21 protein-coding genes and 2 tRNA genes are annotated in these 25,551 nt (G+C 32.8%); 13 read left to right on the top strand and 10 right to left on the bottom strand.

What is annotated here, in order from left to right; genetic code table 11:
* Positions 1-503 precede the first annotated feature (503 nt).
* The 5 genes from thrS (at position 504) to PK35_RS07450 (ending at position 4,724) form a co-directional block, all read left to right on the top strand.
* Positions 504-2,438 (top strand): threonine--tRNA ligase, encoded by a 1,935-nt coding sequence (thrS, locus tag PK35_RS07470; protein ID WP_044626053.1) that lies wholly within the window; start codon positions 504-506, stop codon positions 2,436-2,438.
* Between the two features lie 75 nt (positions 2,439-2,513).
* Positions 2,514-3,026, top strand: coding sequence for a translation initiation factor IF-3 (gene infC / locus PK35_RS07465; protein ID WP_117624655.1), 513 nt, complete (start codon positions 2,514-2,516; stop codon positions 3,024-3,026).
* Between the two features lie 101 nt (positions 3,027-3,127).
* Complete coding sequence (rpmI, locus tag PK35_RS07460; RefSeq protein ID WP_019388182.1) at positions 3,128-3,325, top strand: 50S ribosomal protein L35; 198 nt, start codon at positions 3,128-3,130, stop codon at positions 3,323-3,325.
* 117 nt (positions 3,326-3,442) lie between these two features.
* The gene (rplT, locus tag PK35_RS07455) at positions 3,443-3,787 is read left to right on the top strand and encodes a 50S ribosomal protein L20 (protein ID WP_044626052.1); all 345 of its coding nucleotides are present in this window, start codon (positions 3,443-3,445) and stop codon (positions 3,785-3,787) included.
* A 133-nt stretch (positions 3,788-3,920) separates the two neighbouring features.
* The gene (locus tag PK35_RS07450; protein WP_044626051.1) at positions 3,921-4,724 is read left to right on the top strand and encodes an HAD family hydrolase; all 804 of its coding nucleotides are present in this window, start codon (positions 3,921-3,923) and stop codon (positions 4,722-4,724) included.
* Here PK35_RS07450 and PK35_RS07445 read toward each other — a convergent pair.
* Positions 4,721-5,143, bottom strand: a complete 423-nt coding sequence (locus PK35_RS07445) for a secondary thiamine-phosphate synthase enzyme YjbQ (protein WP_044626050.1) — start codon at positions 5,141-5,143, stop codon at positions 4,721-4,723. The two genes, PK35_RS07450 and PK35_RS07445, sit on opposite strands and share 4 nt — an antisense overlap.
* 98 nt (positions 5,144-5,241) lie before the next feature.
* Here PK35_RS07445 and PK35_RS07440 point away from each other — a divergent pair, with 98 nt between their 5' ends.
* On the top strand, positions 5,242-5,685 hold the full coding sequence (locus PK35_RS07440; protein ID WP_131474400.1) for a hypothetical protein: 444 nt from the start codon (positions 5,242-5,244) through the stop codon (positions 5,683-5,685).
* A 638-nt stretch (positions 5,686-6,323) separates the two neighbouring features.
* Here the strand turns inward: PK35_RS07440 and PK35_RS07430 are convergent.
* The 7 genes from PK35_RS07430 to tgt all read right to left on the bottom strand — a co-directional run bounded on the left by PK35_RS07430 (position 6,324) and on the right by tgt (position 14,725).
* Positions 6,324-7,541 (bottom strand): asparagine synthetase B, encoded by a 1,218-nt coding sequence (locus PK35_RS07430; RefSeq protein WP_202903821.1) that lies wholly within the window; start codon positions 7,539-7,541, stop codon positions 6,324-6,326.
* A 228-nt stretch (positions 7,542-7,769) separates the two neighbouring features.
* Complete coding sequence (locus tag PK35_RS07425) at positions 7,770-8,783, bottom strand: AI-2E family transporter (protein ID WP_044626046.1); 1,014 nt, start codon at positions 8,781-8,783, stop codon at positions 7,770-7,772.
* Positions 8,784-8,829: 46 nt separating this feature from the next.
* Positions 8,830-10,368, bottom strand: a complete 1,539-nt coding sequence (dnaB, locus tag PK35_RS07420) for a replicative DNA helicase (RefSeq protein WP_044626045.1) — start codon at positions 10,366-10,368, stop codon at positions 8,830-8,832.
* 168 nt (positions 10,369-10,536) lie between these two features.
* On the bottom strand, positions 10,537-11,490 hold the full coding sequence (locus tag PK35_RS07415) for an acetyl-CoA carboxylase carboxyltransferase subunit alpha (protein ID WP_044626044.1): 954 nt from the start codon (positions 11,488-11,490) through the stop codon (positions 10,537-10,539).
* Between the two features lie 69 nt (positions 11,491-11,559).
* Positions 11,560-12,456, bottom strand: coding sequence for a DMT family transporter (locus tag PK35_RS07410; protein ID WP_044626043.1), 897 nt, complete (start codon positions 12,454-12,456; stop codon positions 11,560-11,562).
* A complete protein-coding gene (locus tag PK35_RS07405) occupies positions 12,443-13,519 on the bottom strand; it encodes an LptF/LptG family permease (RefSeq protein ID WP_082048544.1) in 1,077 nt (358 codons plus the stop codon). The genes PK35_RS07410 and PK35_RS07405 overlap by 14 nt, the downstream gene beginning before the upstream one ends.
* 75 nt (positions 13,520-13,594) lie before the next feature.
* A complete protein-coding gene (gene tgt, locus PK35_RS07400; protein WP_044626041.1) occupies positions 13,595-14,725 on the bottom strand; it encodes a tRNA guanosine(34) transglycosylase Tgt in 1,131 nt (376 codons plus the stop codon).
* A 244-nt stretch (positions 14,726-14,969) separates the two neighbouring features.
* Between tgt and PK35_RS07395 the strand changes: the two genes are divergently transcribed.
* Positions 14,970-15,563 carry an outer membrane beta-barrel protein gene (locus tag PK35_RS07395; RefSeq protein WP_044626040.1) on the top strand — a complete coding sequence of 198 codons (594 nt, stop codon included), beginning with the start codon at positions 14,970-14,972 and terminating at the stop codon, positions 15,561-15,563.
* Between the two features lie 56 nt (positions 15,564-15,619).
* On the opposite strand, the gene PK35_RS07390 is transcribed toward PK35_RS07395, so the two are convergent.
* On the bottom strand, positions 15,620-16,633 hold the full coding sequence (locus PK35_RS07390) for an FKBP-type peptidyl-prolyl cis-trans isomerase (protein ID WP_044626039.1): 1,014 nt from the start codon (positions 16,631-16,633) through the stop codon (positions 15,620-15,622).
* A gap of 82 nt (positions 16,634-16,715) precedes the next feature.
* On the opposite strand from PK35_RS07390, the gene PK35_RS07385 reads away from it, so the two are divergent.
* Together PK35_RS07385 and PK35_RS07380 are read left to right on the top strand one after the other, a co-directional pair.
* On the top strand, positions 16,716-17,087 hold the full coding sequence (locus PK35_RS07385; RefSeq protein ID WP_044626038.1) for an RNA-binding S4 domain-containing protein: 372 nt from the start codon (positions 16,716-16,718) through the stop codon (positions 17,085-17,087).
* Between the two features lie 30 nt (positions 17,088-17,117).
* Positions 17,118-17,621, top strand: coding sequence for a phosphoribosyltransferase domain-containing protein (locus PK35_RS07380; protein ID WP_044626037.1), 504 nt, complete (start codon positions 17,118-17,120; stop codon positions 17,619-17,621).
* Here PK35_RS07380 and PK35_RS07375 read toward each other — a convergent pair.
* Positions 17,613-18,134, bottom strand: coding sequence for a shikimate kinase (locus PK35_RS07375; protein WP_044626036.1), 522 nt, complete (start codon positions 18,132-18,134; stop codon positions 17,613-17,615). The genes PK35_RS07380 and PK35_RS07375 overlap by 9 nt on opposite strands.
* 140 nt (positions 18,135-18,274) lie before the next feature.
* On the opposite strand from PK35_RS07375, the gene PK35_RS07370 reads away from it, so the two are divergent.
* The 4 genes from PK35_RS07370 (at position 18,275) to PK35_RS07355 (ending at position 25,491) form a co-directional block, all read left to right on the top strand.
* Positions 18,275-18,347 (top strand) — tRNA-Lys (locus PK35_RS07370).
* 77 nt (positions 18,348-18,424) lie between these two features.
* Positions 18,425-18,509 (top strand) — tRNA-Leu (locus PK35_RS07365).
* Between the two features lie 186 nt (positions 18,510-18,695).
* A complete protein-coding gene (locus PK35_RS07360; RefSeq protein ID WP_044626035.1) occupies positions 18,696-19,676 on the top strand; it encodes an Acg family FMN-binding oxidoreductase in 981 nt (326 codons plus the stop codon).
* Positions 19,677-20,070: 394 nt separating this feature from the next.
* Entirely contained in the window at positions 20,071-25,491 is a 5,421-nt protein-coding gene (locus tag PK35_RS07355; RefSeq protein WP_052825919.1) for a type I polyketide synthase, read from the top strand.
* The last annotated feature ends 60 nt before the right edge of the window (positions 25,492-25,551 follow it).

Here is a 25,551-nt window from a genome sequence, read left to right as displayed (position 1 = left end):
TAACCTTTTTTTTGTGTTTTTTTCATACAGCCACAGAACGCTCTTATTACCTGATAGTTACATGACGGTTTTTTTCGTATTGAACTAATAATGGTGAAGATTCTAGATCGCTGCGCTGATAGAATATAGAAGCTAGACAGGTTTGAATACAGTAACAGGCTTGGGTGACGACTTTAGATTTTAGGTTTACGTAAGTTGAGATAATAGATCGCGGCGCGAATAGAATATAGACTGGTTTGGAGTTGGATATTCCTTAAACTCCCTTTTTAATAAACCTCTACGCTATTGCATTAAAACTTCCCTTTGCTAGTACGCCCGCGTTAGGGATTGAGGTATTGTTGGAGCTCGCCGACCTTAGAAGGCAGCGACTACCGAAAGCACGACCCCGACCTTAAGGAGGGGAAACGCCCATATAAATACACTATTATAAAATTATACTTATATATATATTGTATGTGTTTGTTTATACTATTATCTTTGCAGCCGAATTTTAACTATTATTAATGATACATATTACTTTACCTGACGGTAGCATAAAAACGTTTGATGCGGGTGTTACCCCAATGGATGTTGCGAAAAGCATTAGTGAAGGTTTTGCGAGAAACGTGATTTCGGCGAAATTTAATGGTACAACTGTTGAAACTGTGACACCATTGACCACCGATGGCGATTTGATTTTGTTTACCTGGAGAGATGATGAGGGTAAAACGGCTTTTTGGCATAGTAGCGCCCATGTTTTGGCTCAGGCAATAGAGGAATTGTATCCAGGAGCGAAACTTACTATTGGTCCTGCTATTGAAAATGGTTTTTATTATGATGTAGATTTTGGTGAGACTAGTATTTCTGATAAAGATTTTAAAGCTATTGAAACCAAAATGTTGGACATTGCTCGTGGTAAACATGATTTTAGCATGCGTTCGGCAAGTAAAGCTGAAGCCTTAGAACTTTATAAGAATAATGAGTTTAAAACCGAACTTATTGAAAACTTAGAGGACGGTACCATTACTTTTTGTGACCATTCCACATTTACTGATTTATGCCGTGGTGGACACATCCCTAACACTGGCATTATAAAAGCGGTTAAAATATTAAGTGTTGCTGGTGCGTATTGGCGCGGTGATGAAAACAAACCACAGCTTACACGTGTTTATGGTATTTCGTTTCCGAAACAAAAGGAACTTACCGAGTATTTAAATTTACTTGAAGAAGCAAAAAAACGTGACCACAGAAAATTAGGTAAGGAACTTGAATTGTTTACCTTTTCGCAGAAAGTAGGACAAGGTTTACCATTATGGTTACCAAAAGGTGCTGCGTTACGCGAGCGTTTAGAAAATTTCTTGAAAGCTGCACAGAAAAAAGCAGGTTACGAAATGGTAGTGACACCACATATTGGCCAAAAAGAACTTTATGTTACTTCTGGACATTATGCTAAATACGGTGAAGATAGTTTCCAACCTATTACAACTCCAAAGGAAGACGAGGAGTTTTTGTTGAAGCCCATGAACTGTCCGCACCACTGTGAAATATATAAAACAAGTCAGTGGAGTTATAAAGATTTACCGAAACGTTTTGCCGAATTTGGTACGGTTTATAGATATGAACAAAGTGGCGAACTACATGGTTTAACTCGTGTTCGCGGCTTTACACAAGACGACGCACATATTTTTTGTACTCCAGACCAATTAGATGCTGAGTTTAAAAATGTAATTGATTTAGTACTTTATGTATTTGGCTCGTTAGGTTTTGAAAACTTTACAGCTCAGGTTTCTGTAAGGGATCCTAAAAACCCCGACAAATATATAGGTGATGTTTCCAATTGGGAAAAAGCGGAACAAGCTATTATTAACGCCGCATCGGATAAAGGTTTAAATTATGTTATTGAAGAAGGCGAAGCTGCCTTTTATGGACCAAAGTTAGACTTTATGGTTAAGGATGCTTTAGGCAGACGTTGGCAACTTGGAACGATTCAAGTAGATTACAATTTACCTGAACGTTTTGAGCTTACTTATAAAGGTAGCGACAACGAAACACACCGCCCAATAATGATTCATCGTGCGCCATTTGGTAGTTTAGAACGTTTTGTGGCTTTATTATTAGAGCATACCGGTGGTAATTTCCCGTTATGGTTAATGCCAACTCAAGCAATTATATTATCTATTAGCGAGAAATATGAAAAATACTCGGAAAAAGTTTTAAATTTGCTAGAAAATAACGAAATTCGCGCCCTCGTAGACCATAGAAATGAGACTATTGGGAAAAAAATACGAGAATCTGAATTACAAAAACATCCGTATATGCTTATAATTGGAGACCAAGAAGAGCAAGAAGGAAAGATTACAGTGAGAAAACACGGTGGTGAAGATTTAGGTATGATTTCGATAGATGAATTTGTAACGATTATAAAAACAGACATACAAAAAACGTTAAAATCGTTTTAAGACACATATTAATAAAGTTTAATTTAAAATTATTACGCCATAGCAATTAGAAGAAGACAGCAACCAAGACGCGTTGTGCAAGAAGACAAACATAAAATTAATTCGAAAATTACTGCACAAAAGCTACGCCTTGTTGGAGACAACGTAGAAATGGGAATTTATACTAAAGGTAACGCTTTACGAATTGCAGATGAGTTAGGCTTAGATCTTGTTGAGATTTCGCCAAATGCGGAACCTCCTGTTTGTAAAGTTATGGATTATAAAAAGTTTCTTTACGAACAGAAAAAACGCGATAAAGCTTTAAAAGCTAAAGCAAGTAAAGTAACCATTAAAGAGATTCGTTTTGGACCACAAACTGATGACCATGATTACGAGTTTAAAAAGAAACATGCCGAAAAATTCTTAAAAGAAGGTGCTAAACTAAAAGCCTTTGTATTCTTTAAAGGACGATCAATTATCTTTAAAGAACAAGGTCAAATTTTATTGCTTCGTTTAGCTCAAGATTTAGAAGAATATGGCAAGGTAGAACAAATGCCAAAACTGGAAGGTAAACGTATGACTATGTTTATCGCGCCACACAAAAGTTAAATAACTCCTGAATTTTTCGGGAATAGACAATAAAATGCTGAGTTGGTTTTACCAGTTCAGCATTAAAAATAATTAAGCGATAATTAAAACTAGGAAGAAAAATGCCTAAAATGAAAACAAAATCTAGTGCCAAAAAACGCTTTAAGTTAACTGGTACTGGTAAAATTAAAAGAAAGCACGCTTTTAAAAGTCACATCTTAACAAAGAAGTCTAAAAAGCGTAAGCTAGCGTTAACCCATGATACTTTAGTACATAAGGCTGACGAAGATAATATTAAAACCATGTTACGCTTAAAGTAACAAACGTTTTAATTGGTTAAAACAAATTTATAAACCCTGGAGTGTGGCAACAACGTACTAAACGTGCCGAGTTAAAAGTACCTATTTTAGGTCGCCCTCTACAAAAACATTAAAATTATGCCAAGATCAGTAAATTCTGTAGCAAAAAGAGCCCGTAGAAAAAAGGTTCTAAAACAAGCAAAAGGTTACTTTGGACGTCGTAAAAACGTTTGGACAGTAGCTAAAAACGCGGTTGATAAAGCGATGCAATACTCGTACAGAGACCGTAGAAACAAAAAAAGAACATTCCGTGCGTTATGGATTACCCGTATTAATGCAGGTGCCAGATTACACGGATTATCTTATTCTCAATTTATGGGGAAATTAAAAGCTAACGATATCGAATTAAACCGTAAGGTTTTAGCCGATTTAGCTATGAATAACCCTGAAGCTTTTAAAGCTGTTGTAGAAAAAGTAAAATAAGGCTTTAGCCTATTGTAAAACATATTCGCTTAATTAAAAATCCAACTTTTACGAGTTGGATTTTTTTATTTTAATGTTTTATAAACATTCTTTTAGTTATAGAATATTACCTTTACCCCAACACAAATTTTATATGGATTTATCGCAAATAAAACTAGTAGTAAGCGACATGGATGGCACACTACTAAACTCAAACCACGAAGTAAGCAACCTATTTTTGGAACAATTTGAAGCCTTAAAGCAAAACAATATTATGTTTGTTGCTGCTAGTGGTCGTCCGTATTACAGCATTGTTGATAAATTATCGGCTATTAAAAACGATATTATTGTTGTGGCCGAAAACGGTGGTTTAGTAATTAATAAAGATGAACAACTACTTTCTACCCCAATTAATCGTGCCAATTTATATGCGCTTGAAAAAATAATTGATGCTAATAGCCATATTCATCCGGTGTTTTGCACAAAAAGTAAAGGGTATTTTAAGAGTAATTCTTATGGAAATATCTCTTTATTATCGGAATACTATCCTATTTTTAAAGTGATTGATAGCGTTGACGAAATTGATGAAGATATTATGAAGGTTGCTATTTTTCATTCGGAAGATTCTGAAAAACACATCTACCCGCTCGTAAAACAATTTGAAAGTGACTTTTTAATAAAAATCTCTGGTAAAAATTGGTTAGACATCTCTGATACTTTAGCCAACAAAGGTCATGCTTTAAAATTATTGCAGGACACATTTAATATTTCGGAAAAAGAAACAATGGTCTTTGGCGATTATAACAACGATTTAGAAATGCTAAAACTTGCCGAATATAGTTTTGCCATGGAAAATGCTCACGATAGTGTGAAACAAACAGCCAATTACAGTACCAAAAGTAACGACAATTTTGGTGTTGAATATATAATTGATAAACTACTAAAAACTAGAGTTTAATTACCAAAAGCTGTAATAACTACTTTTCTAGAACCACCATAATCTCTATGCTCGCATAAGTAAATACCTTGCCAAATCCCTAAATTTGGTTTACCATTGGTAATAGGTATTTGCACAGACGCCCCAAGTAACGATGCCTTAATATGCGCTGGCATATCGTCTGGTCCTTCGTAAGTGTGTTTGTAATAAGGCGCATTTTCTGGTACCATTTTATTAAAATGACTTTCAAAATCTAGTCTTACCGTAGAATCAGCATTTTCATTTATTGTTAAACTCGCCGAGGTATGTTTTATAAAAACCTGTAATTGACCCATTTTAATCTGTTTTATTTCTGGTATTGCATCTAAAACTTCAGTTGTTATTAAATGAAAACCCCGTTTAAAGGCAGGAAGTTTAATCTCTGTTTGAAAAAAGTTCATTTATAAGCTTATTTTAATTTTGGTATAATTTAGTTGCAAATTAACGCAACCATTTTAATAAATCATCATCTTCAACATATAACTATAATTTTAATCTAATGAATTTTAAATTCTCATTTTTATTTATCTTATCTACTGTATTAACTAGCTGCAGTTTGGGAGACAACACTTCTTACCAAGACATTATAACTTATAAAGAACAATGGCATCTTGTAGAGTCTAATGGAGGCGTATCAGGTTCAACAAGTCAATTTGAATTACACACTATTGTGTGGGAGTTTGATGGTGAGGAAGAAAATTTAACTATCACCAACAACAATACGGACGACTCAAAAGAAGATTTATTAGACAGCGGTACTTATTCTTTTTCTCAAAATAACGAAACCGACAAATCGTATTTAAGTATTAATGGAACAGAATATGGTGAAGTTACATTTGAATCAACAGGCGCATTTACATTAGATGGCACCAGTTTATCTACAGGTACCGTTAGCGATGGCTATTCGTATGAGTTTACAAGAATATTAGTTGAAGTTGATTAATTTTTATCCTTCTTTAAATGCATGTATTCTTTATAAATCATAACCTGAAATAAAATATAAAATAACGAATTAAAAACCCATATATCAATGTATGGGTTTTTTATAAAAACTAAATTAGTATTTCCTGTTAAAAAGATTAAAATGCTACACAGTAAATACATTATTAATCCAATTGAAAAATTAAAATAATCGTGTCGTTTTTCAATATTAGTAATGATGAAGCATAAGGCAAAAATAACTAACAAACTAGAGGTTGTTATTATCTCCAATTCATTGAACTGCCAAAATACATTCGGATTTACAATATAACTTGATAGCACTATTAAAAAACCGGTTATAAAACCAATAATAATTAACGATTTTGCCTTGTTATGTTTAAACAACGTGAAGTATAAATAACTTAAAAACAGAAATTGAAAATTGAAATAGAAATGTGACAAAAAGAAATTTGAGTTTGGTTTTAAGTAGCCTATTACATGGCAAAAGACTTCAATGACACATAAAACCACTAAATAAACTATAAAGACTTTTGAAACATTCTTTCTGACTATTCTATTTTTAACGAATAGCACTGTGTTAATAATTAAAAATAATAGACCAATAACACTAATAAAAAACCCCAATAACATCTCTCTCTTTTATGTTTTTTGTTTCTTTTTCTTGGCTGCAGGAAATAATACATTATTAAGTATTAACCTATATCCAGGAGATGTTGGGTGTAAATCAAGCTCAGTTTTAGCATCCCCTACTCTGTGCTGGTAATCTTCAGGATCATGCCCACCGTAAAAGGTAAAAAAACCTTTCCCTTTTATGCCATGAATGTATTTGGCTTCTCCATTTACTTTAGTTTCGCCCATAACCAAAACATTCGATTTAATTTCATCTCTAGTAAATGATGTGGTTTGCCCCATAAAACCTTTCACTAATGCCGTATGGTTTTGACACAACATGGTTGGTATAGGATCCCATTTTGCCGAATATTCCATAAGCGAAAAATAATCGCTAGTTTTTGGAATCCTTCTTTTTTGAGTCATATCGATAGATGAAAACTCATAAGTAGTGGGACTACGCTCTAAAGTAAAATTGGTAAATGCAAAGGTTTTATTGTAATCAATTTTATTTTGATAAGCTGCATCACTGCCATCACCATCAAACATAGGTTCGCAAATATCAACCCCTTCAGCCGAAAGCGCAATATCAAAACTATCGGTCGCACTACACATGGCAAACATAAATCCACCTCCAACAACATAGTTTCTAATTTTTAAAGCTACGGCTAATTTTTCTTGTGACACTTTATTATAACCTAGACGTTCAGCTAATTTCTCAGCCGCTTTTTTTTCTTCAATATACCATGATGCTGCACGGTATTGCGCATAAAATTTACCAAATTGTCCAGTAAAATCTTCATGGTGTAAGTGTAACCAATCGAACGCCAACAAACCATCGTTTAAAACTTCTTCATCGTAAACTGTTTCATATGGAATTTCGGCATATTTTAACACCATTGTAACTGCATCGTCCCAAGGTTGCTTTCCATCGGGTGTATAAACAGCAATTTTAGGCGCTTTTTCTAACACAACTGCTTCCATATTTTTACTTGGACTACTTATTTCATGTAAAATACTTTCAGTTTTGCTATTAGAAAGTATTTCGAACGAGACGCCTCGTATTTGACATTCGCGTTGAATAGCTTCGGTATCTGGTAATAAAAACGAACCTCCTCTATAATTTAACAGCCATTTTACTTTTAACTCCTTATTTAAAGTCCAGTATGTTATCCCGTAGGCTTTAAGATGATTTTTTTGCGAATCGGCATCCATTGGTATAAGAATATAGGATGCGTAAGTTTTCATGCAAAAACAAAATAGGACTAATAAAAGTAGATTCTTTTTCATTAAGTAAAAATAAAAAAATTGAGGCAATATTTAGATAACGCTAAGTAATGCTTATCTATTTTATTATTCTTGTTAGGTAAAAACAAATAAATCGAAATGTTTTCAGAAAAAAGTGCTGAAGATTAGTTTTTTTTATAAACTGAAAGTAAATATTTTAAAACGTAATGAAGAAACTTGAAAACCTTACTACGAGATTAATTCGGATATTTTTTTAGTACTCGGAAACTGTTCAAATATAATTTTTAGAAAAACCGTAATTGGAATGGCCATTATAAGTCCTGGAATACCCCAAAGAAATCCCCAAAACATAAGCATAATAAGCACAGTTATAACATTTATTGAAAAGGATTTTCCCATAAAAATAGGTTCTAAAATAGCACCAAATAACACCTGAACTCCAGAAATAGCAATAATAAAAAACAGTAATGTACTCATGGCATCAATTTCAACAAAAGCAAAAATTGAAAGTGCAATTACAGCAATAAACGAGCCTACCATTTGTACAAAGTTGATAACAAAAGCAAATAAGCCCCAAAAAATTGGGAAGCTAACATCGAAAAAGTAACAGGCTAAACCCGTACCTAGACCTGTTAAAAAACTTACTAAAAATTTTACTTTTATAAAGGTGTTTAATTCCTTCTGGATTTTGCCATAAGTTAGCAAACTCGTTCGTTTCTTTTTTAAAACTGTTTTATTTAAAACATCGTGAACGTTTACAGATTCAGCTAGCAGTAATACCACAAAAAACACCGTCATTAACAAACCAGTTAAAAATTTATTTAAAAAACTTACAGTTGTTCCAATGTTTTCTTTTTTGATGAATTGTGCTAAAAAATTTTCATCCTTTTCCAACACCAAACCAAAGGTGTTCTCTAAATACAAAGTGGCTTCATTCAGCTTTATTTCCGCATCTGAAAAAAATGTAGAATCACCGGCTAAAATTTGTTTGCTTGACAATTTAACCAGTTCAACACCTACAGCCAAACCTCCAGATATCAATAATATTACAATTAAAATACTCAATATTTTTGGCACACGCCGTTTGGCTAACCAACGCATTATTGGTAAAAACAACAATGCAATAAACATAGCAAACACCAATGGAATAAAAATAAAAGATAACACCTTTAATAAATAAAACACAATAGGAATTACTATAATTAAAAGTAGAATATTGGTGGTTTTACGCTCGTTTAGCATCGTTTAATTTGGGATTGAAAATTTTAAAGAAAAGCTATAATAAGCGTTAAAACGGAACATCGTCGTCGTCTTGACTATTTAATGAACTACCAAAAGCTTGGTCTGGTGAAGCACTAAAATTACTTGCCGAAAAACCATCATCTGAACCTTCATTCATTTTTGAATGGAACTCGAAAGGCGAATCGAAATCATCTAAATTGTCAAACTTACCTAAATGCCCTAAGAATTTTAAACGGATATTTTCCAAACCACCATTACGGTGTTTTGCAATAATAAATTCGGCTTGACCTTCGGTTGGAGAACGTTCTTCATCATCCCATTCATCAATTTTATAATATTCGGGGCGGTAAATAAAGCTTACAATATCGGCATCCTGCTCAATCGCTCCCGATTCACGTAAATCTGAAAGTAACGGGCGCTTACTACCTCCACGGGTTTCAACTGCACGCGACAACTGTGATAAAGCAATAACAGGTACGTTTAGCTCTTTTGCCAAAGCTTTAAGGTTTCGCGAAATCATCGAAATTTCTTGTTCACGATTACCACCATGACCACCACCTGCAGTCATTAACTGCAAGTAATCAATCATAATTAATTTAATATCGTGTTGCGATGCTAAACGACGCGCTTTTGCACGTAAATCGAATATTGAAAGAGAAGGTGTATCATCAATAAACAACGGCGCTTTTTCTAAACTTTTAACTTTAACGTTAAGTTGTTCCCACTCGTGTTTTTCAAGTTTTCCTGTTCTTAATTTTTCTGAAGACAGCCCCGTTTCGCTAGAAATTAAACGCGTAATTAACTGTACTGAAGCCATCTCTAAGGAGAAAAATGCCACAGCTTGATTTTGATCGACCGCTATGTTTCTCGCCATAGAAAGCGTTAAAGCCGTTTTACCCATACCCGGACGTGCCGCTACAATAATTAAATCGGAAGGCTGCCAACCAGATGTTAATTTATCGAGTTTAGTGAAACCTGTTGGAATACCACTTAACCCTTCTTTATTCGAGATTTCTTCAATTTTCTTTTTAGCTTGAATTACTAATTCTTGCGCCGTCTCACTCGATTTTTTAATGTTTCCTTGGGTAACTTCATACAGTTTAGATTCGGCTGTATCTAGTAAATCGAAAACGTCTTTAGTTTCATCATAAGCTTCTTCAATAATTTCACTTGAAATTTTAATTAAGCTTCGCTGAATAAATTTTTGTAAAATAATACGTGCATGAAATTCGATATGCGCCGAAGACGATACTTTTTGAGTTAACGAAATAAGGTAAAAATCGCCACCAGCAAGTTCAAGTTTTCCATTCTTCTTTAATTGCGATGATACTGTTAATAAGTCGATTGGCTCACTATTTTCAAACAACTGAAAGATGGCTTCAAAAATATGTTTATGAGCTTCTTTATAAAATGCATCCGAGCTTAAAATATCAATTACTTCATCAACCCCTTTTTTATCAATCATCATCGCCCCCAATACAACCTCTTCTAAATCAAGAGCTTGTGGCGGTATTTTTCCTTTCTCTAAGTTGATTAATGTGCTTTTATCAACTTTATATCCTTGTAACTGATTGGGTTGTTTCATAACTACGAAAGTAAGTAAAAAGAAGTGAACTTAGTTTAAAAAAACATGAGGTTTGTTCACTAAGGTTTAACAATTTAACTGTTAATAACTTAAAAAAATTGTGAATAAGCATAAAAAAAATCTGAAGTCATGACACTTCAGATTTTAAATTTTTTATGTAAAACGCGTTTAACCTTTAAAAACACCCATTTGCGAGTATTTATCCATACGTTGCGCTACTAAATCTTTAGGAGATAACGTTTTTAAAGCCTCGTACGATTTTACAATAGCATTACTCACTGTTGTAAATGTTTTTTCGCGATCTCTATGCGCACCACCAAGAGGTTCTTTAATAATCTCGTCTACTAATTTAAGTTTTTTCATGTCTGAAGCTGTTAACTTTAAAGCTTCAGCAGCTTGTTCTTTATATTCCCAGCTACGCCATAAAATAGACGAACAAGATTCAGGAGAAATTACAGAATACCAAGTATTTTCAAGCATTAAAACTTTATCACCAACACCAATACCTAAAGCTCCACCAGAAGCACCTTCACCAATAATAATAGTAATTACAGGCACTTCTAAACGTGTCATTTCTAAAATATTTCTAGCAATAGCTTCACCTTGTCCGCGTTCTTCGGCTTCTAAACCAGGGTAAGCACCAGGTGTATCTAAAAGTGTAACCACCGGAATACCAAACTTCTCTGCCGATTTCATTAAACGTAATGCTTTACGGTAGCCTTCAGGATTTGCCATCCCGAAATTTCGGTATTGTCTTGTTTTTGTATTATATCCTTTTTGCTGACCAATAAACATAAAACTTTGGTCGCCAATTTTACCTAAACCACCAATCATAGCTTTATCATCTTTAAAACTACGATCGCCATGTAATTCTAAAAAAGAATCGCCACAAATAGCCTTGATATAATCTAAGGTATACGGACGATTAGGATGGCGCGATAACTGCACACGCTGCCATGGCGTTAGGTTTTTGTATAGTTCCTTTTTAGTATCTGCAAGCTTTTTTTCTATTTGTGAACAGGTTTCAGTAACATCTACTTCACTCTCTTCACCAATAACTTTACATTTATCTAATTGGTCTTCAAGTTCTTTTATTGGGAGTTCAAATTCTAAATATTCCATAAGAATTTTTTAATGTAATTTTAAATTTTGGTTAGTGTACAAATATAAAAACTTTATAGCTTTTAACGGCTAACTAAGTTTTCTTTTTCGTTTTCTTCGGTATTTTAATGAGGCATTTAACAGTACAACTGCTAATATTATTGCCGCTCCAATGTAAAAATTAGAAGTCATTTTTTCCTTTTCAGGGAATAAAATTACGGCCAAAACAATGCCGTAAACAGGTTCTAAATTGTATGTTAACACCACCGTAAACGGACTAATATCTTTCATTATATAAACCGAAGCGATAAAGGCATAAGTGGTACAAACCGATGCCAAAATAAACAAATAGATAAAATCTGGCTTACTAAGACTGAAAAATTGAGTTGAAAATCCGTCTTTAAAAATTAAAATATACAACGAAATAAATACGATACCACTTAAAAATTCGTAAAACGATATTACTGTAGCCGAATGCTTCTTTAAAAAGCTTCCATTTAAAACAGCAAATAATGATGAAAAAAATGCAGAAGAAATTCCTAAAACAATTCCCGTAATATACTTTATTTCACTTTGAGTTATAATAAAAACTCCTAAAACCACAATTAAACCAAATACAATTTCGTACCATATAATTCGACGTTTGTAAATGATAGGTTCGATAAAAGATGCAAAAAAAGCTCCAGTGGAAAACATAGCTAAGGCTATGGAAATATTAGCTTCGTCGATGGCTCCAAAAAAAGTAATCCAATGTAAAGCTATAATAACACCAGCTAAAGCCAATTTAAAAATAGATTTTAACTGAATTTTTAAACTAATTTTAGCGACTTTAATATAAATAAGCATTAAAACCGAAGCAAACACCATACGAAACCACACTAAAGGAACTGCAGAAATTGAAATAAGTTCACCAAGAATAGCCGTAAAACCTGCAATAAATACTAAAAGATGTAAATGCAGGTAACTTTTTAAGTTAGCGTTTGGCATTATATAAAAGGTATATAGCTAAAATGCTAAAAATAAAGTTAGGAAACCATACTGCAATAATTGGGGAAAAATCTGATTGTTCTGCCATTACCCCAAAAATCTTATCGAAAAACACAAAAACCATAGCAATACAAATTCCTAATGCTAGGTTTACTCCCATACCGCCTCGCCTTTTTATTGACGATACAGCCACCGCTATTAACGTTAAAATAAACACCGAAACCGGTAAACTCCACTTACGGTATAATACCAACTTAAAACGCCCAACGTTTGATGATCCTCTGGCCTCTTCTTTAGCAATAAAGCGTTTTAAGTCGCCATACATTTTAGTTTCGGCGGCGAATATTTCGGGTATTAAATCGTCTACCTCGAAACTAAAAACAGTATCTTTTTTCTTTAAAATTTCGAGTTCGTCATTATTTTCACCTATAGTTCGTTTTACGTAATTGGTTAAGGTGTAAGTTGAATCGGCTTCATTATAAACAATATTTGAAGCGTACATTTTATATTTTAATTGGTCATCTTCAAAATGCTCTAAAGTAAAATTAGAACCCTTATTTCGTTTTACATCAAAATAACTTACATAAATAATATCGTTATCGTTAATTTGCCTAAAAACATTGGTGTTTTCAACAACGCCTTTATTCCGTTTAAAATATTTATAGCTAAAATTATTAAAGCCTTCACTTGCCTTTGGAGCTAAAAATAACCCTAAAATTATCGCTAAAATGCCCACAATGGTTGCGCCAATCATATAAGGACGTAAAAACCTATAAAACGATACGCCCGAACTTAAAAAGGCAATCACCTCGGTATTATTGGCCAATTTTGATGTAAACCATATTACCGAAATAAACAAAAACAATGGAAAAAGAATGTGCGCGAAGTAAATAGTAAAGTCTAATAAATACAGTAACACTTCATTTAATGGTACTTCATTTTCAAGAATTTTACCAATTTTTTCTGCTAAATGCACTGTAATTCCAATAGGTATAAACAACAGCAACATCATAAAAAAGGTAAACAAATAACGTTTTAATATGTACCAGTCTAATATTTTCATTCGCTAATTGCTTCATTACAGAAGCACTTTTTGTTTTAAACAACTATTTAAAGTAAGATTTTAAGCAGGTAAAAACTATAAACGCTTGTCCATTTGTTTTACCATTTTATCTTTCCATACTGCAAAATCTCCTGCTAATATATGTTTTCTAGCTTCTCGAACCAACCACAAATAAAATCCTAAGTTATGAATGGTTGCTATTTGTTTACCTAACAATTCGTTAACCGTAAATAAATGCCTTAAATAGGCTTTACTATACTCGGTATCAACAAATGTTATCCCCATTTCATCTATAGGCGAAAAATCTTCAGCCCATTTTAAATTTTTAATATTTATGGTTCCATGGGCGGTAAATAACATCCCGTTTCTTGCATTTCTGGTTGGCATTACGCAATCAAACATGTCTACACCTAACGCAATATTTTCTAAAATATTGATTGGTGTACCCACTCCCATTAAATATCTTGGTTTATCTTCTGGTAAAATATTACAAACTACATCGGTCATGGCATACATTTCTTCTGCAGGTTCGCCCACCGAAAGTCCGCCAATAGCATTACCAAAAGCGCCTGCGTTGGCTATATATTCGGCCGATTGTTGCCTTAAATCTTTATAAGTACTACCTTGAACTATTGGAAAAAACGCCTGATTATAACCATACTTTAAAGGTGTTTTTTCAAGATGATTGATACATCTATCTAACCAACGATGCGTCATGTGCATAGAGCGTTTGGCATAATTATAATCGCATGGGTATGGTGTACACTCATCGAAAGCCATAATAATATCGGCACCAATGGTACGCTGAATTTCCATAACATTTTCTGGTGTAAACGTATGGTAACTGCCATCGATATGACTTTTAAATTTTACACCTTCTTCTTTAATTTTTCGGTTTGCCGAAAGCGAATACACTTGGTAACCTCCAGAATCGGTTAAAATGTTTCGATCCCAGTTCATAAACTTATGTAAACCACCTGCTTTCTCTAAAATTGGTGTTTGCGGACGTAAATATAAATGGTAGGTATTACCCAGAATAATATCGGGATTTATATCGTTTTTTAACTCACGTTGATGCACGCCTTTTACAGTGGCAACGGTACCAACAGGCATAAAAATAGGTGTTTCAATAACACCGTGATCTAAAGTTAATTTTCCTGCTCGTGCTTTGCTATTGGGGTCGTTTGCTTTTAATTCAAATTTCATCAGTTCAATTCTGTAAGGCTGCAAAGATAATCACTGAAAAATGAAATTAATTATTAATGTTGATTTTCTTAATGGCGTTTTGCGTAAAATTCAAATCAGTATTATGAGCTTTAATTCTGAAAAATTTAGATAAATTAATTAATTTTAACATGAATGATGATTCATTTAATTTCAATCGAAAAGAAAATAATATCCGTTTGGCAACGTTTTTGATTGTACAAACAAAATCTTAAAAACGAACATTATGAAAATTTCTAAAAAGTTTATTTTAGTATTAATTGCTATTGTTAGTATTCCTGCCATAACAATGGCACAAACTGCAAGTGGTTTTGGTTTTAAAGGCGGTATAAATTACAATGCAAATGGCGATTATTTTAACTCTGCAGCAGATTCGTACGAACACCCAGAACGAAATATTGGTTACCATTTTGGTATTTTTGGTAAAGTAGGCACCAAAGTATTTTTTAGACCAGAATTGGTTTATACCAGCACAAAAAGTGATTATAGAGAAGACGAATTTAGCATGCAAAAATTAGATGCGCCCTTATTATTAGGTGCTAAAATTATAGGCCCTGTTAGTGTTTTTGCTGGCCCTTCATTACAATATATATTAGATTCGGAATTTGATGATATTACCCTTGGAGAAATTGAAGAAGATTTCTCGGTTGGCCTAAACTTTGGTATTGGCTTAAGCTTAAAAAAAGTTGGTATTGATTTACGCTACGAACGTGGGTTTAGCGAAAATGAAGCCACTTTTTTAGATAATAATGGTGCCGGCACTAACCGACTAGATACGCGTCCAGACCAATTAATTTTAAGTTTATCTATTATTTTATAAAACAGAAAAACTTTAAAGCATAAAAAAACCTCGCAAATGGCGAGGTTTTTTATGTTTTAGTCGTTATCTAAATTCGATAATGTATCTTCTGGATCTCGATAATTCGGAATAGTATTTCCATTAGTGTCATCGTTTGTTGGATCGCCATCCTCATCTATATCTTCATAAATGGTTGCAATACCATCGCCATCATCATCAATATCAATATAATCTGGTGTGCCATCTCCATCGGTATCATCATCGGTATCGTCACCACTTAAATCATCATAATTAATAGTAAATTCACCATCACCATCTATATCTTCCATATAAGACGGTACACCATCACCATCATGGTCATTCTCATATTTTTTAAATAATTCAAACTTAAAAATTAAAGGTGAATACGAAGGAATTCCTGCACTTGTCGTTGCAAAATACCCCAAACCTGAAGGCGCAAACATAACTCCTGTACCGTGATTATAATATTCTACAAGACCATCCGGTTGCTCAACGAAGCCTTCTGCAGTTTTAAATCTAGGCAACACTTTCCTCCAAATAGGCACTAAACCTGCTGTGTTTACACCATCACCTATCAGGTCAAATTCAACAGGTAGTATTGAACTATCAAAAACCTCATTATCTAATGTAAACCCTTCATAAGTAACTAAAATATTATCGGCAAAAGTAGGAGAAGGCGCTTCAGAATAACCTTCGTTTAATATTAAAACATAATATTCATAATTAGTATCAGCAAACACTGTTTCGTATTTTACTAATTTACCATCTGGATTAGTATTAACATCTCTTAATTGATTTATTAAAATAGAATCAGCATCAGCAGATATATTTTCAGTTGTAATTTCGGTAATTCGTAAATCGGCTATTTTAGGATTGGTATTTCCATCAAAATCGCTTTTATTGAAATAATGTGTACTCAAATATTTTATAATAGAATCGTTATCGGCTATTTGTTGTTCTCCACGATCTCTTATTTCAACAACTGTAGACCCAGCATCATCATCTTTTTTACAAGACACAAAACCAACAATTAATACTAAAATTAATAAAGTAACTTTTTCTATTCTCATTATTGCTTATTTTTGAAGGCGCAAGATACAATTTTAATATATTCTTGCACAATAACATTAACGTAGTTTTTACAATAAAAATATGCGAATTGATAAGTATTTATGGTGCGTGCGTTATTACAAAACCCGTAGTTTAGCCACTACAGCTTGTAAAAAAGGACAAGTTAAAATAAATGGCGACGCTATAAAACCTAGCAGAGAGGTTTATGCACAAGACACCATAGAGGTTAGAAAGAACCAAATAAATTATAAACTTAAAGTAAATGATATACCACCAAATCGTGTTGGCGCAAAATTGGTTGATATTTATAGAACCGATTTAACCCCAAAAACCGAATTTGAAGCGCAAGAACTCCTAAAATTCTCGAAAGATTATTATCGTAAAAAAGGTACTGGACGACCTACTAAAAAAGATAGACGCGATATTGATGATTTTTATGATGAAAATGAGTAATTTTATAGCTTAATTTTACAATTTATTATTATGACGGTGAAGAATAATGTAATACTTAATCATGATGAAATTAATGATAAGATAAGACGCATTGCTTTTCAAATTTACGAAACCAACGTTTATGAAACCGAAGTGGTTTTGGCTGGAATTGATAAAAACGGTTATATATTTGCCAAAAAACTAAAACATATGCTTGAAAAAATATCGAGCATCACACCTATACTTTGTAAAGTTAGTATTGATAAAAAAAATCCGTTAGCAGAAATAAAAACTTCAATTTCGGCTGAAGATTATAAAGATAAATCGGTTATTCTGGTTGATGACGTTTTAAACTCGGGCACAACCCTAATTTATGGTGTTAAACATTTTTTAAATGTGCCTTTAAAACAATTTAAAACGGCTGTTTTGGTAAACCGAAATCACAAAAAATATCCGGTAAAAGCCGATTTTAAAGGGATTTCACTTTCTACCTCGCTTCACGAACACATTAATATTGTATTAGAAGGCAAAACCTTTGAAGCTGTTTTAGAATAACCTTGAAACAATTTCGTTAACAATCTCTTTTTTCGATTTGCCATCCGTAGCGACAACCACTTCGGCTTGATTGTAAAACGCCGAACGTTCAAATAAATGCTTACCAATAAACTCGGTAAGCGCTTCCTCTGTTTCAATATGCGCTATTAACGGGCGCTTCGCTTTCTTTTTAATCAGTTTTTTAACCAATTTAGGTAATGAAGCTTTTAAATAAATACTTTTTGCATTGGTTTCATTTAAAATAAGCTCCATATTATTACCAAAACATGGTGTGCCGCCTCCTAATGATAAAATAAACGACTCATTAGCACTTAAAAGTTGTTTTAAATAATGTGTTTCCTGCTTTCTAAAATAAATTTCGCCTTTGTTTTTAAAAATATCTGTAACGGTTAATTGTTCCTTTTCTTCAATATAATCATCTAAATCTATTAAATCATAATTTAGTTTTTTAGCCAATTTTTTACCTATTGTAGACTTCCCAGAAGCCATATATCCAATTAAAATTATTATCATTTTTTACCTTACAAATTGATTATTAAAAACATAGAATAAGTGGGTGCAAAAAAACGAAAAAAAATTTAAAAAAAGTATTGTTTAATTGAATAAAGGTTCTATATTTGCACCCGCAAACGCAAACAATATAAGCCTTGCAAGACCGGGTAGCTCAGTTGGTAGAGCATCTCCCTTTTAAGGAGAGGGTCCTGGGTTCGAGCCCCAGCCCGGTCACAAAAACCTTGTTAAATTAACAAGGTTTTTTTTTGCTTAAATTTATAATAAACACTTATTTTAGCAAGACATAAATAGCGCACGTGGCGGAATTGGTAGACGCGCTGGCTTGAGGGGCCAGTGACCGTTTAGGTCGTGGAAGTTCGAGTCTTCTCGTGCGCACTTTTTTTGTAAAACCAAAATTCTACTCTGGTTGGTTTTATTTTTTTAAATTCTCTTAGCGCTTTGAGTTAATGCTTACACCATTACTCTCGGGTACAATGTAAATAATAAATTTTAACACTTGTTTTCTCACTTTAATTATTTAAATTGTCAATCCCAACTAATAACTATTTTATAAAATTGAAAATGTTTACCTCAAGTAAAACAATAGCAGATTTTAAAACCATAATAACATACGGACATAAAGCTGCTTCTGGACATAATACTCAACCTTGGTTTTTTAAAATAGATAATTCCTATATTGAGATAATTCCTAACTTAGAAAAATCACTCCCAATAATTGATAGCGATCATCGAGAATTATATATAAGTATTGGTTGCGCCTTAGAAAACATTTGTATTTCGGCCACGAATTTGGGGTATGATTTTAATGTACAATTTACAAATACAAATAGTGTTAAAATCTATTTAAAAGTCGCCGTATCTCCAAAAGCAAACTATTTATTTGAACAAATAGAACTAAGACAAACAAATAGAAGTAAATATAACCATACCTTAATTCCAAAATCCGATATCGAACTTCTCGATAGTTTAATTCTAGAAAATCATACCAACCTCTTATTGATTGAAAAAGATTCAAAAACCTTCAATAAATTATCGCAATATATTTGTGAAGGCAATAATATACTTTTTAATAACGAAAAATTCAAAAAAGAACTACTGGAATGGATTCGATTTAACAAGGAAGAATTAGTTGAACATAATGACGGATTAACCTATGAAACTATTGGGTTACCAGAGTTACCTCGCGATGTGGGAGAAGCCATGTTACTTAATGCTTTTACACCAGAAAAACAAAATGATATTACACTACAAAACATTAACTCATCGTCTCACATGGCCTTGTTTACATGTTTAGGTAACACCACAAATAATTGGATTAATACAGGAAGAAACTTACAAAGATTTTGCCTAAAATGCACACAATTAGGAATAAGTTTCACCTATTTAAACCAACCGTGTGAAGTACCTCAAATATCAAAAGACCTAACTGATACGTTATTACAAAAAAATGAATACCCAATGATTATTCTAAGACTTGGTTATTCAAAAAAAATGCCATATTCTGTTAGAAAATCAATATCTGAGCATATTTTACATGACTAATTATCAATTAATTTTATAAGAATAATCACGAAAAATTTGATACTAAGCAAATAAAGATTTGAACTTAAATCTATACTTTTAATTACTTTTTAAACTTTATTTAGACTAATTAAATTCTTAAAGCTTCGTTTTCTTCAAGCTATGTATTCCTATTACAACCAATAAAATTGATTAATTCCATTAATACTAACATTTTATCGATTTTTAAATACTATCAGCAGATTTTAACATTAAATTTAAAATTCCTATTTTATATTTGAAATTAGATTACATCCCTCTAGTCTAAAATATAATTTAGATTAATAGCACCATTTTTTTTAACAACTTTAACCAAACAAATTTGTTTGGTTTTTGGTAATTTATGTTTATTATCTAAAGAAAATAATAGTATCTTATGACTAAGATTAATCATATTCCTGAATATACTATAATCGATTTGTTTCAAAAACAAGTTGAAAAAACCCCGAACAATATAGCTCTTGTTTATAACAAAACTAAAATTACTTATAAAGAGTTAGATATACTTTCAAATCAATTTTCGAATTACATTACATCTTCTTTTACTGTTGGATTAGATGATTTAGTATCTGTAACAATTGATACTAACCATTGGATTATAATTGCATTTCTTGGTATTTTGAAATCGGGTGCGGCTTATGTGCCTATCGACCCGAATTACCCTAAACAAAGAAGAGATTATATACAACAAGACAGTAAATGTAAACTAACAGTTGATAATGACTTTGTTAACGCTTTCATTGACAATCAGAAAACTCAAAGCAAATCTTTAGAACACAACATAACACCTAAAGTAAATAGTTTATGTTATGTAATCTATACATCAGGAACTACTGGAAATCCTAAGGGTGTAATGCTAGAACATCGTAATATTACTAGCTTACTTTTTAGCGGTGATACGTTGTATGATTTTAACGAAAATGATGTTTGGTGCATGTTCCATTCGTTTTGTTTCGATGTTTCGGTTTGGGAAATGTATGGAGCTCTATTTTTTGGAGGTAAACTTATTATACTAGATAAACCAATTATTAAAGATGCTATTAAATTTTTAACCTTTCTTGAGGAAGAAAAAATTACAATTTTAAACCAAACACCTTCTGCATTCATAAATCTAGTAGAAACAACTAGCCATATTACTAAACCCGATTTAGCATTGCGCTATATAATATTTGCAGGAGAAGCGTTATATCCAAAATATTTAAAAACTTGGTACAATCGCTATCCAAAAACTAAATTTATAAATATGTATGGTATTACAGAAATTACCGTACATGCCATGTATAAAGAAATTGGTGAAACCGAAATTGACGGCAATATTTCAAATATTGGTAAAGCACTGCAAACATTAGCAATACATTTATTAGATGCAAATAAAAAACCAACAGCTGTTGGAGAAACAGGAGAAATTTATGTTTCTGGATTAGGTGTTGCAAGAGGCTATTTAAATCGAGAAGAACTAACCAACGAAAGGTTTACTGCCGATATAAATGACCCTAACCTAAGAATGTATCGCTCCGGAGATTTAGCCAAACTTTTACCAAATGGTGAAATGGAATTTGTAGGAAGAGTAGACGATCAAGTTAAAATTCGTGGCTATAGAATAGAATTGCGAGAAGTTGAATCTGCTATAAATTCATTACCAAAAATTAACAGAACTGTTGTTTTAACAAACAACCAATTAGATGGGGAAACTAGGCTAATTGCTTATGTTCAACCAACAGAATCTCATGGAGATACTTCTTTGTTAAAAACTCAATTAGCAGATATTTTACCCGAATATATGATTCCCTCATTATTTGTATGGGTTGAAAAATTTCCGTTAACATCCAATGGTAAAGTTGACAAGAAGAATTTACCTTCGCCAGAATATAAAAGACAAGATGCTACCCTAGCCTATGAAAAACCTCGTAACTCTATTGAAAAAGAGATTGCAAGTATATGGAGTGACGCTTTAAAAATTGATAAAGTTGGTATTAATGATAACTTTTTCGACATGGGAGGCACATCCCTATTGGCTCAAAAAGTTACTGCATCTATGATTAAAAATATTGATGATTCATTCTCTGTATCAAAAATTTATACCAATCCCACAATTAAACAATTATCTGAAACCATTGAGCAGTTTAATGATGCTACTTTTACATTAGAAAAAAATAATATAAAACCTAAAGAAGTAGCAGTTATTGGAATGTCAGGTAGATTTCCTGGTGCCGCTACTATTGATGAACTCTGGGAGGTTATTAAAGAAGGAAAAGAAACGATATCGTTTTTTACTAAAGAAGAATTAGACCCAAGTATTCCTGATTATCTAAAAAACGACCCACAATATGTTTCGGCAAGAGGAGTATTACCAGAAGCCAAAACATTTGATGCTGAGTTTTTTGGGTTAAATCCATTATTAGCTAAAGCGATGGATCCTCAACAGCGCTTGTTTTTAGAAATTTGTTGGGAAGCTTTAGAACAATCGGGGCATTTACCAAAACATTATAAAGGAAAAATTGGGGTTTATGCTGGAAGCGAAGTAAATTCATATTACGAAAGTAATGTGTTTTTAAATGAAGAATTAAAGGATCTATTAGGGTACATGCAGATTTATTCTGTTAACGGTAAAGATTTTATAGCACCTAGGGTGTCATATCATTTAGATTTAAAAGGTCCAGCGGTAAGTTTATATTCAGCTTGCTCTACCTCTTTATTAGCCGTTGCTGAAGCTGTAAAATCAATACAAAGTGGGCAATGCGATGTTGCACTTGCTGGTGGCTCTAGCGTAACTTCTCCTATTAATAGTGGCCATGTTTACGACGAAGGCTATATTTTAAATCCCGATGGCCATACAAGACCTTTTGATGCTTCTGGTAAAGGCACGGTTTTTAGTGATGGTGCTGGAGTTGTAGTATTAAAAAGTCTTGAAGAAGCCCAAAAAGATGGCGATACCATTTATGGTATTATAAAAGGAACAGGAGTTAATAACGATGGAGGAAATAGAGGTAGTTTTATGACTCCTAACTCAAAGGGGCAATCTGAAGCTATAAAAAGAGCTTTTAACGATGCTCAAATCCTGCCCTCAACAATAAGTTATGTCGAAGCACATGGAACGTCTACCCCTGTTGGGGATCCTATAGAAGTAGAAGGACTAAAATTAGCTTTTGGTAAACAAGAAAACAACGGTTTTTGCGCAATAGGTTCTATAAAAGGTAATTTTGGACATACCACATCTGCTGCAGGAGTAGCGGGTTTAATTAAGGTAATGCTATCGCTTAAACATAAACAATTACCTCCATTAGTTGGGTTTAAAAATCCGAATCCAAACATCGATTTTAAAAATAGTCCATTCTACATTAACGCCAACTTAAGTCCTTGGGAAGCAAAAAATGGTCCAAGAAGAGCTGGTATAAGTTCCTTTGGAGTTGGAAGCACAAATGTTCATGTTATTGTTGAAGAATATGATAATCCTGAAATAAAAACAGATTCAGGTAGACCTTTCAACCTATTAACTTGGTCGGCTAAATCTCAAAACAGTTTAAACTTGTATAAATCGAGCTTAAGCAATTATCTTATTAAAGAAAATAATACCAGTATTGCCGATATTGCTTATTCTTTATCAAATACAAGAGAAGATTTTAATAACAGAAGTTTTCTAGTTACCAACTCAAAAAACCATGCCTTAGAGCACTTAACTTCGAACATTGAAACGCAAGTTAAATCGCATAATTTAACCGAAATACCTTCAGAAATCAGCTTTCTATTTCCTGGTCAAGGCGCTCAATATTTGCAAATGGGCAAAACACTCTATGACAATGAAATTGTTTTTAAAGAAGCTATTGACACGTGTGCCGAAATACTAAAATCATATTTAAAGTTAGATATTAGAGATATTATTTATCCAAAAGTAAATACGGAAAAGGCCGAAAACGATTTAAGAAATACATTTTACACCCAACCTGCTCTTTTTATTACAGAATATGCACTCGCAAAATTATGGCTTAGTTGGGGCATTAAACCAACCATGCTGTGTGGGCATAGTGTTGGTGAGTTTGTTGCTGCTCATTTGGCCGGAGTTTTTAGTCTAAAAGATGCCCTATATATAGTAACAACGAGAAGCCGACTTGTAAGTGAGCTTCCAGGAGGTAGCATGCTTTCTGTTAGATTGCCAGAAAATGAGGTTATAAAAATACTACCTAAAAATTTATCGATAGCTGCAGTAAATTCAAAACAATTATGTGTTGTTGCTGGAGAAGATGAAGTAATCAATGCATTTTCAACTCTTTTAACAGAACAAGAAATACCAAACAAAACACTTTTTACAAGCCACGCATTTCATTCTGAAATGATGAATCCAATGCTTAAAGATTTTGAAGACGCATTAAAAAACATCAACTTTAGCATTCCTCGCTTACCTATAATATCAACAGTTACAGGTACATGGCTAAAAGATGCCGAAGCAACAAGTGTAACCTACTGGGTTAACCATGTTAAAAATACCGTTCGATTTGCTGACGCCTTAGATACCATTGTTAATTTTGATGATAGCGCTCCTGTATTATTAGAAATTGGCCCAGGAAAGGCTTTAACTTCTTTGGCTTACCAACAAGCTAGTGGCAAAGCTTTAGCTGCATTTCATAGCTTTAGTTTTAATAAAGATAATGAGGCCCATGCCGAATATAATTCAATTCTAAATGCACTTGGCGAATTATGGTCTCGCGGGTTTAATATAGATTGGAATGCCTTTTATAAACAACAAAAACGAAAAAGAATAAATTTACCAAGTTATGCTTTCGACCGTAAACCTTGTTGGGTTGAGCCGCAAGTATATAACGGATTAAATGGTTTTGGTTACATTACAAATAAAACACAAAATAACGAACCAAAAACACAAGAGACACCAAGCTTACAAACAAGTAAAACAGTTAGTAATTCCGACGCCATCCTTTCTAGGTTGTCTGAAATGATAAAAGTGTCTTGCGGAATTACCTTAAACGAAAGTTTACATTCAAAATCATTCTTAGAAATTGGACTAGATTCGTTGGTATTAGCGCAATTATCGGCAAGTTTAAAAAAGGAATTTAATTTACTAATAACTTTTAGGCAACTTAACGAAGATTTAGCTACGCCAAATTTACTAGCTACATATATAAAATTAAACGCGCCTAACTCATTTATAACACCTAAGGCTGCACAACCTCAGCAAGAAATTGTACCAAACACAAACAATAATAAAGACGAAATATTAAATAAAATTTCAGAAATTATTAAAAAATCTTGTGGAATTAATATAACTCCCGATACTTACTCTAAAACATTTTTAGAAGTTGGGTTAGATTCGTTAGTACTCGCGCAACTATCTGCAAGTCTTAAAAAAGAATTTGATTTATTAATTACTTTTAGACAATTAAATGAAGAATTGGCAACGCCAAATTTATTAGCTAATCATATCGATAAAAACGGATATACGAGTACTATAAGCAACACCAATAACAATACTGTTGAAACTATAGTTGCTCCGCAAGTTGTAAAACCTGAGCAAAATATTAATTTAGATGGTATCTTAACTCAATTACAATTATTAAACAGTAAAATTGAATCTCTTCAAAACAAATTAGATTCAACAACTGTTAATAATCAATCCAATAGTTCTGAAGTTAAAAACATAATTTCGGAACATGATGTAAAAAACAACACTTTTCCAAACACACCTCCAGTTGTTGGGGCTAAACTAGGCAGAGATCCCAATGGAAATCCTGCTTGGTATGTACCAGACCCAAATCAAGTAGGTAATTATATAAAGGTTGAAAATTAATTTAATTAATTTCTCTCATTTTTTAAACCACCCTCAACTCTAAAAAATAAAATTATCGAT

Origin of the sequence: Neotamlana nanhaiensis, assembly GCF_000943555.1 — a bacterium.
Lineage (GTDB): Bacteria > Bacteroidota > Bacteroidia > Flavobacteriales > Flavobacteriaceae > Neotamlana > Neotamlana nanhaiensis.
The sequence above is the reverse complement of the archived record's forward strand: the minus strand, read 5'-3'. Positions and strand labels throughout refer to the sequence as shown.

Bases quoted from the DNA above. Each gene is read 5' to 3' on its own strand.
- PK35_RS07410 (WP_044626043.1), bottom strand. From the start codon at position 12,456: ATGCCAAACGCTAACTTAAAAAGTTACCTGCATTTACATCTTTTAGTA.
- PK35_RS07445 (WP_044626050.1), bottom strand. From the start codon at position 5,143: ATGAACTTTTTTCAAACAGAGATTAAACTTCCTGCCTTTAAACGGGGT.
- PK35_RS07415 (WP_044626044.1), bottom strand. From the start codon at position 11,490: ATGGAATATTTAGAATTTGAACTCCCAATAAAAGAACTTGAAGACCAA.
- thrS (WP_044626053.1), top strand. From the start codon at position 504: ATGATACATATTACTTTACCTGACGGTAGCATAAAAACGTTTGATGCG.
- PK35_RS07395 (WP_044626040.1), top strand. From the start codon at position 14,970: ATGAAAATTTCTAAAAAGTTTATTTTAGTATTAATTGCTATTGTTAGT.
- PK35_RS07440 (WP_131474400.1), top strand. From the start codon at position 5,242: ATGAATTTTAAATTCTCATTTTTATTTATCTTATCTACTGTATTAACT.
- dnaB (WP_044626045.1), bottom strand. From the start codon at position 10,368: ATGAAACAACCCAATCAGTTACAAGGATATAAAGTTGATAAAAGCACA.
- PK35_RS07375 (WP_044626036.1), bottom strand. From the start codon at position 18,134: ATGATAATAATTTTAATTGGATATATGGCTTCTGGGAAGTCTACAATA.
- PK35_RS07390 (WP_044626039.1), bottom strand. From the start codon at position 16,633: ATGAGAATAGAAAAAGTTACTTTATTAATTTTAGTATTAATTGTTGGT.
- PK35_RS07450 (WP_044626051.1), top strand. From the start codon at position 3,921: ATGGATTTATCGCAAATAAAACTAGTAGTAAGCGACATGGATGGCACA.
- PK35_RS07385 (WP_044626038.1), top strand. From the start codon at position 16,716: ATGCGAATTGATAAGTATTTATGGTGCGTGCGTTATTACAAAACCCGT.
- rpmI (WP_019388182.1), top strand. From the start codon at position 3,128: ATGCCTAAAATGAAAACAAAATCTAGTGCCAAAAAACGCTTTAAGTTA.
- PK35_RS07355 (WP_052825919.1), top strand. From the start codon at position 20,071: ATGACTAAGATTAATCATATTCCTGAATATACTATAATCGATTTGTTT.
- PK35_RS07360 (WP_044626035.1), top strand. From the start codon at position 18,696: ATGTTTACCTCAAGTAAAACAATAGCAGATTTTAAAACCATAATAACA.
- PK35_RS07425 (WP_044626046.1), bottom strand. From the start codon at position 8,783: ATGCTAAACGAGCGTAAAACCACCAATATTCTACTTTTAATTATAGTA.
- PK35_RS07430 (WP_202903821.1), bottom strand. From the start codon at position 7,541: ATGAAAACTTACGCATCCTATATTCTTATACCAATGGATGCCGATTCG.
- tgt (WP_044626041.1), bottom strand. From the start codon at position 14,725: ATGAAATTTGAATTAAAAGCAAACGACCCCAATAGCAAAGCACGAGCA.
- PK35_RS07380 (WP_044626037.1), top strand. From the start codon at position 17,118: ATGACGGTGAAGAATAATGTAATACTTAATCATGATGAAATTAATGAT.
- rplT (WP_044626052.1), top strand. From the start codon at position 3,443: ATGCCAAGATCAGTAAATTCTGTAGCAAAAAGAGCCCGTAGAAAAAAG.
- PK35_RS07405 (WP_082048544.1), bottom strand. From the start codon at position 13,519: ATGAAAATATTAGACTGGTACATATTAAAACGTTATTTGTTTACCTTT.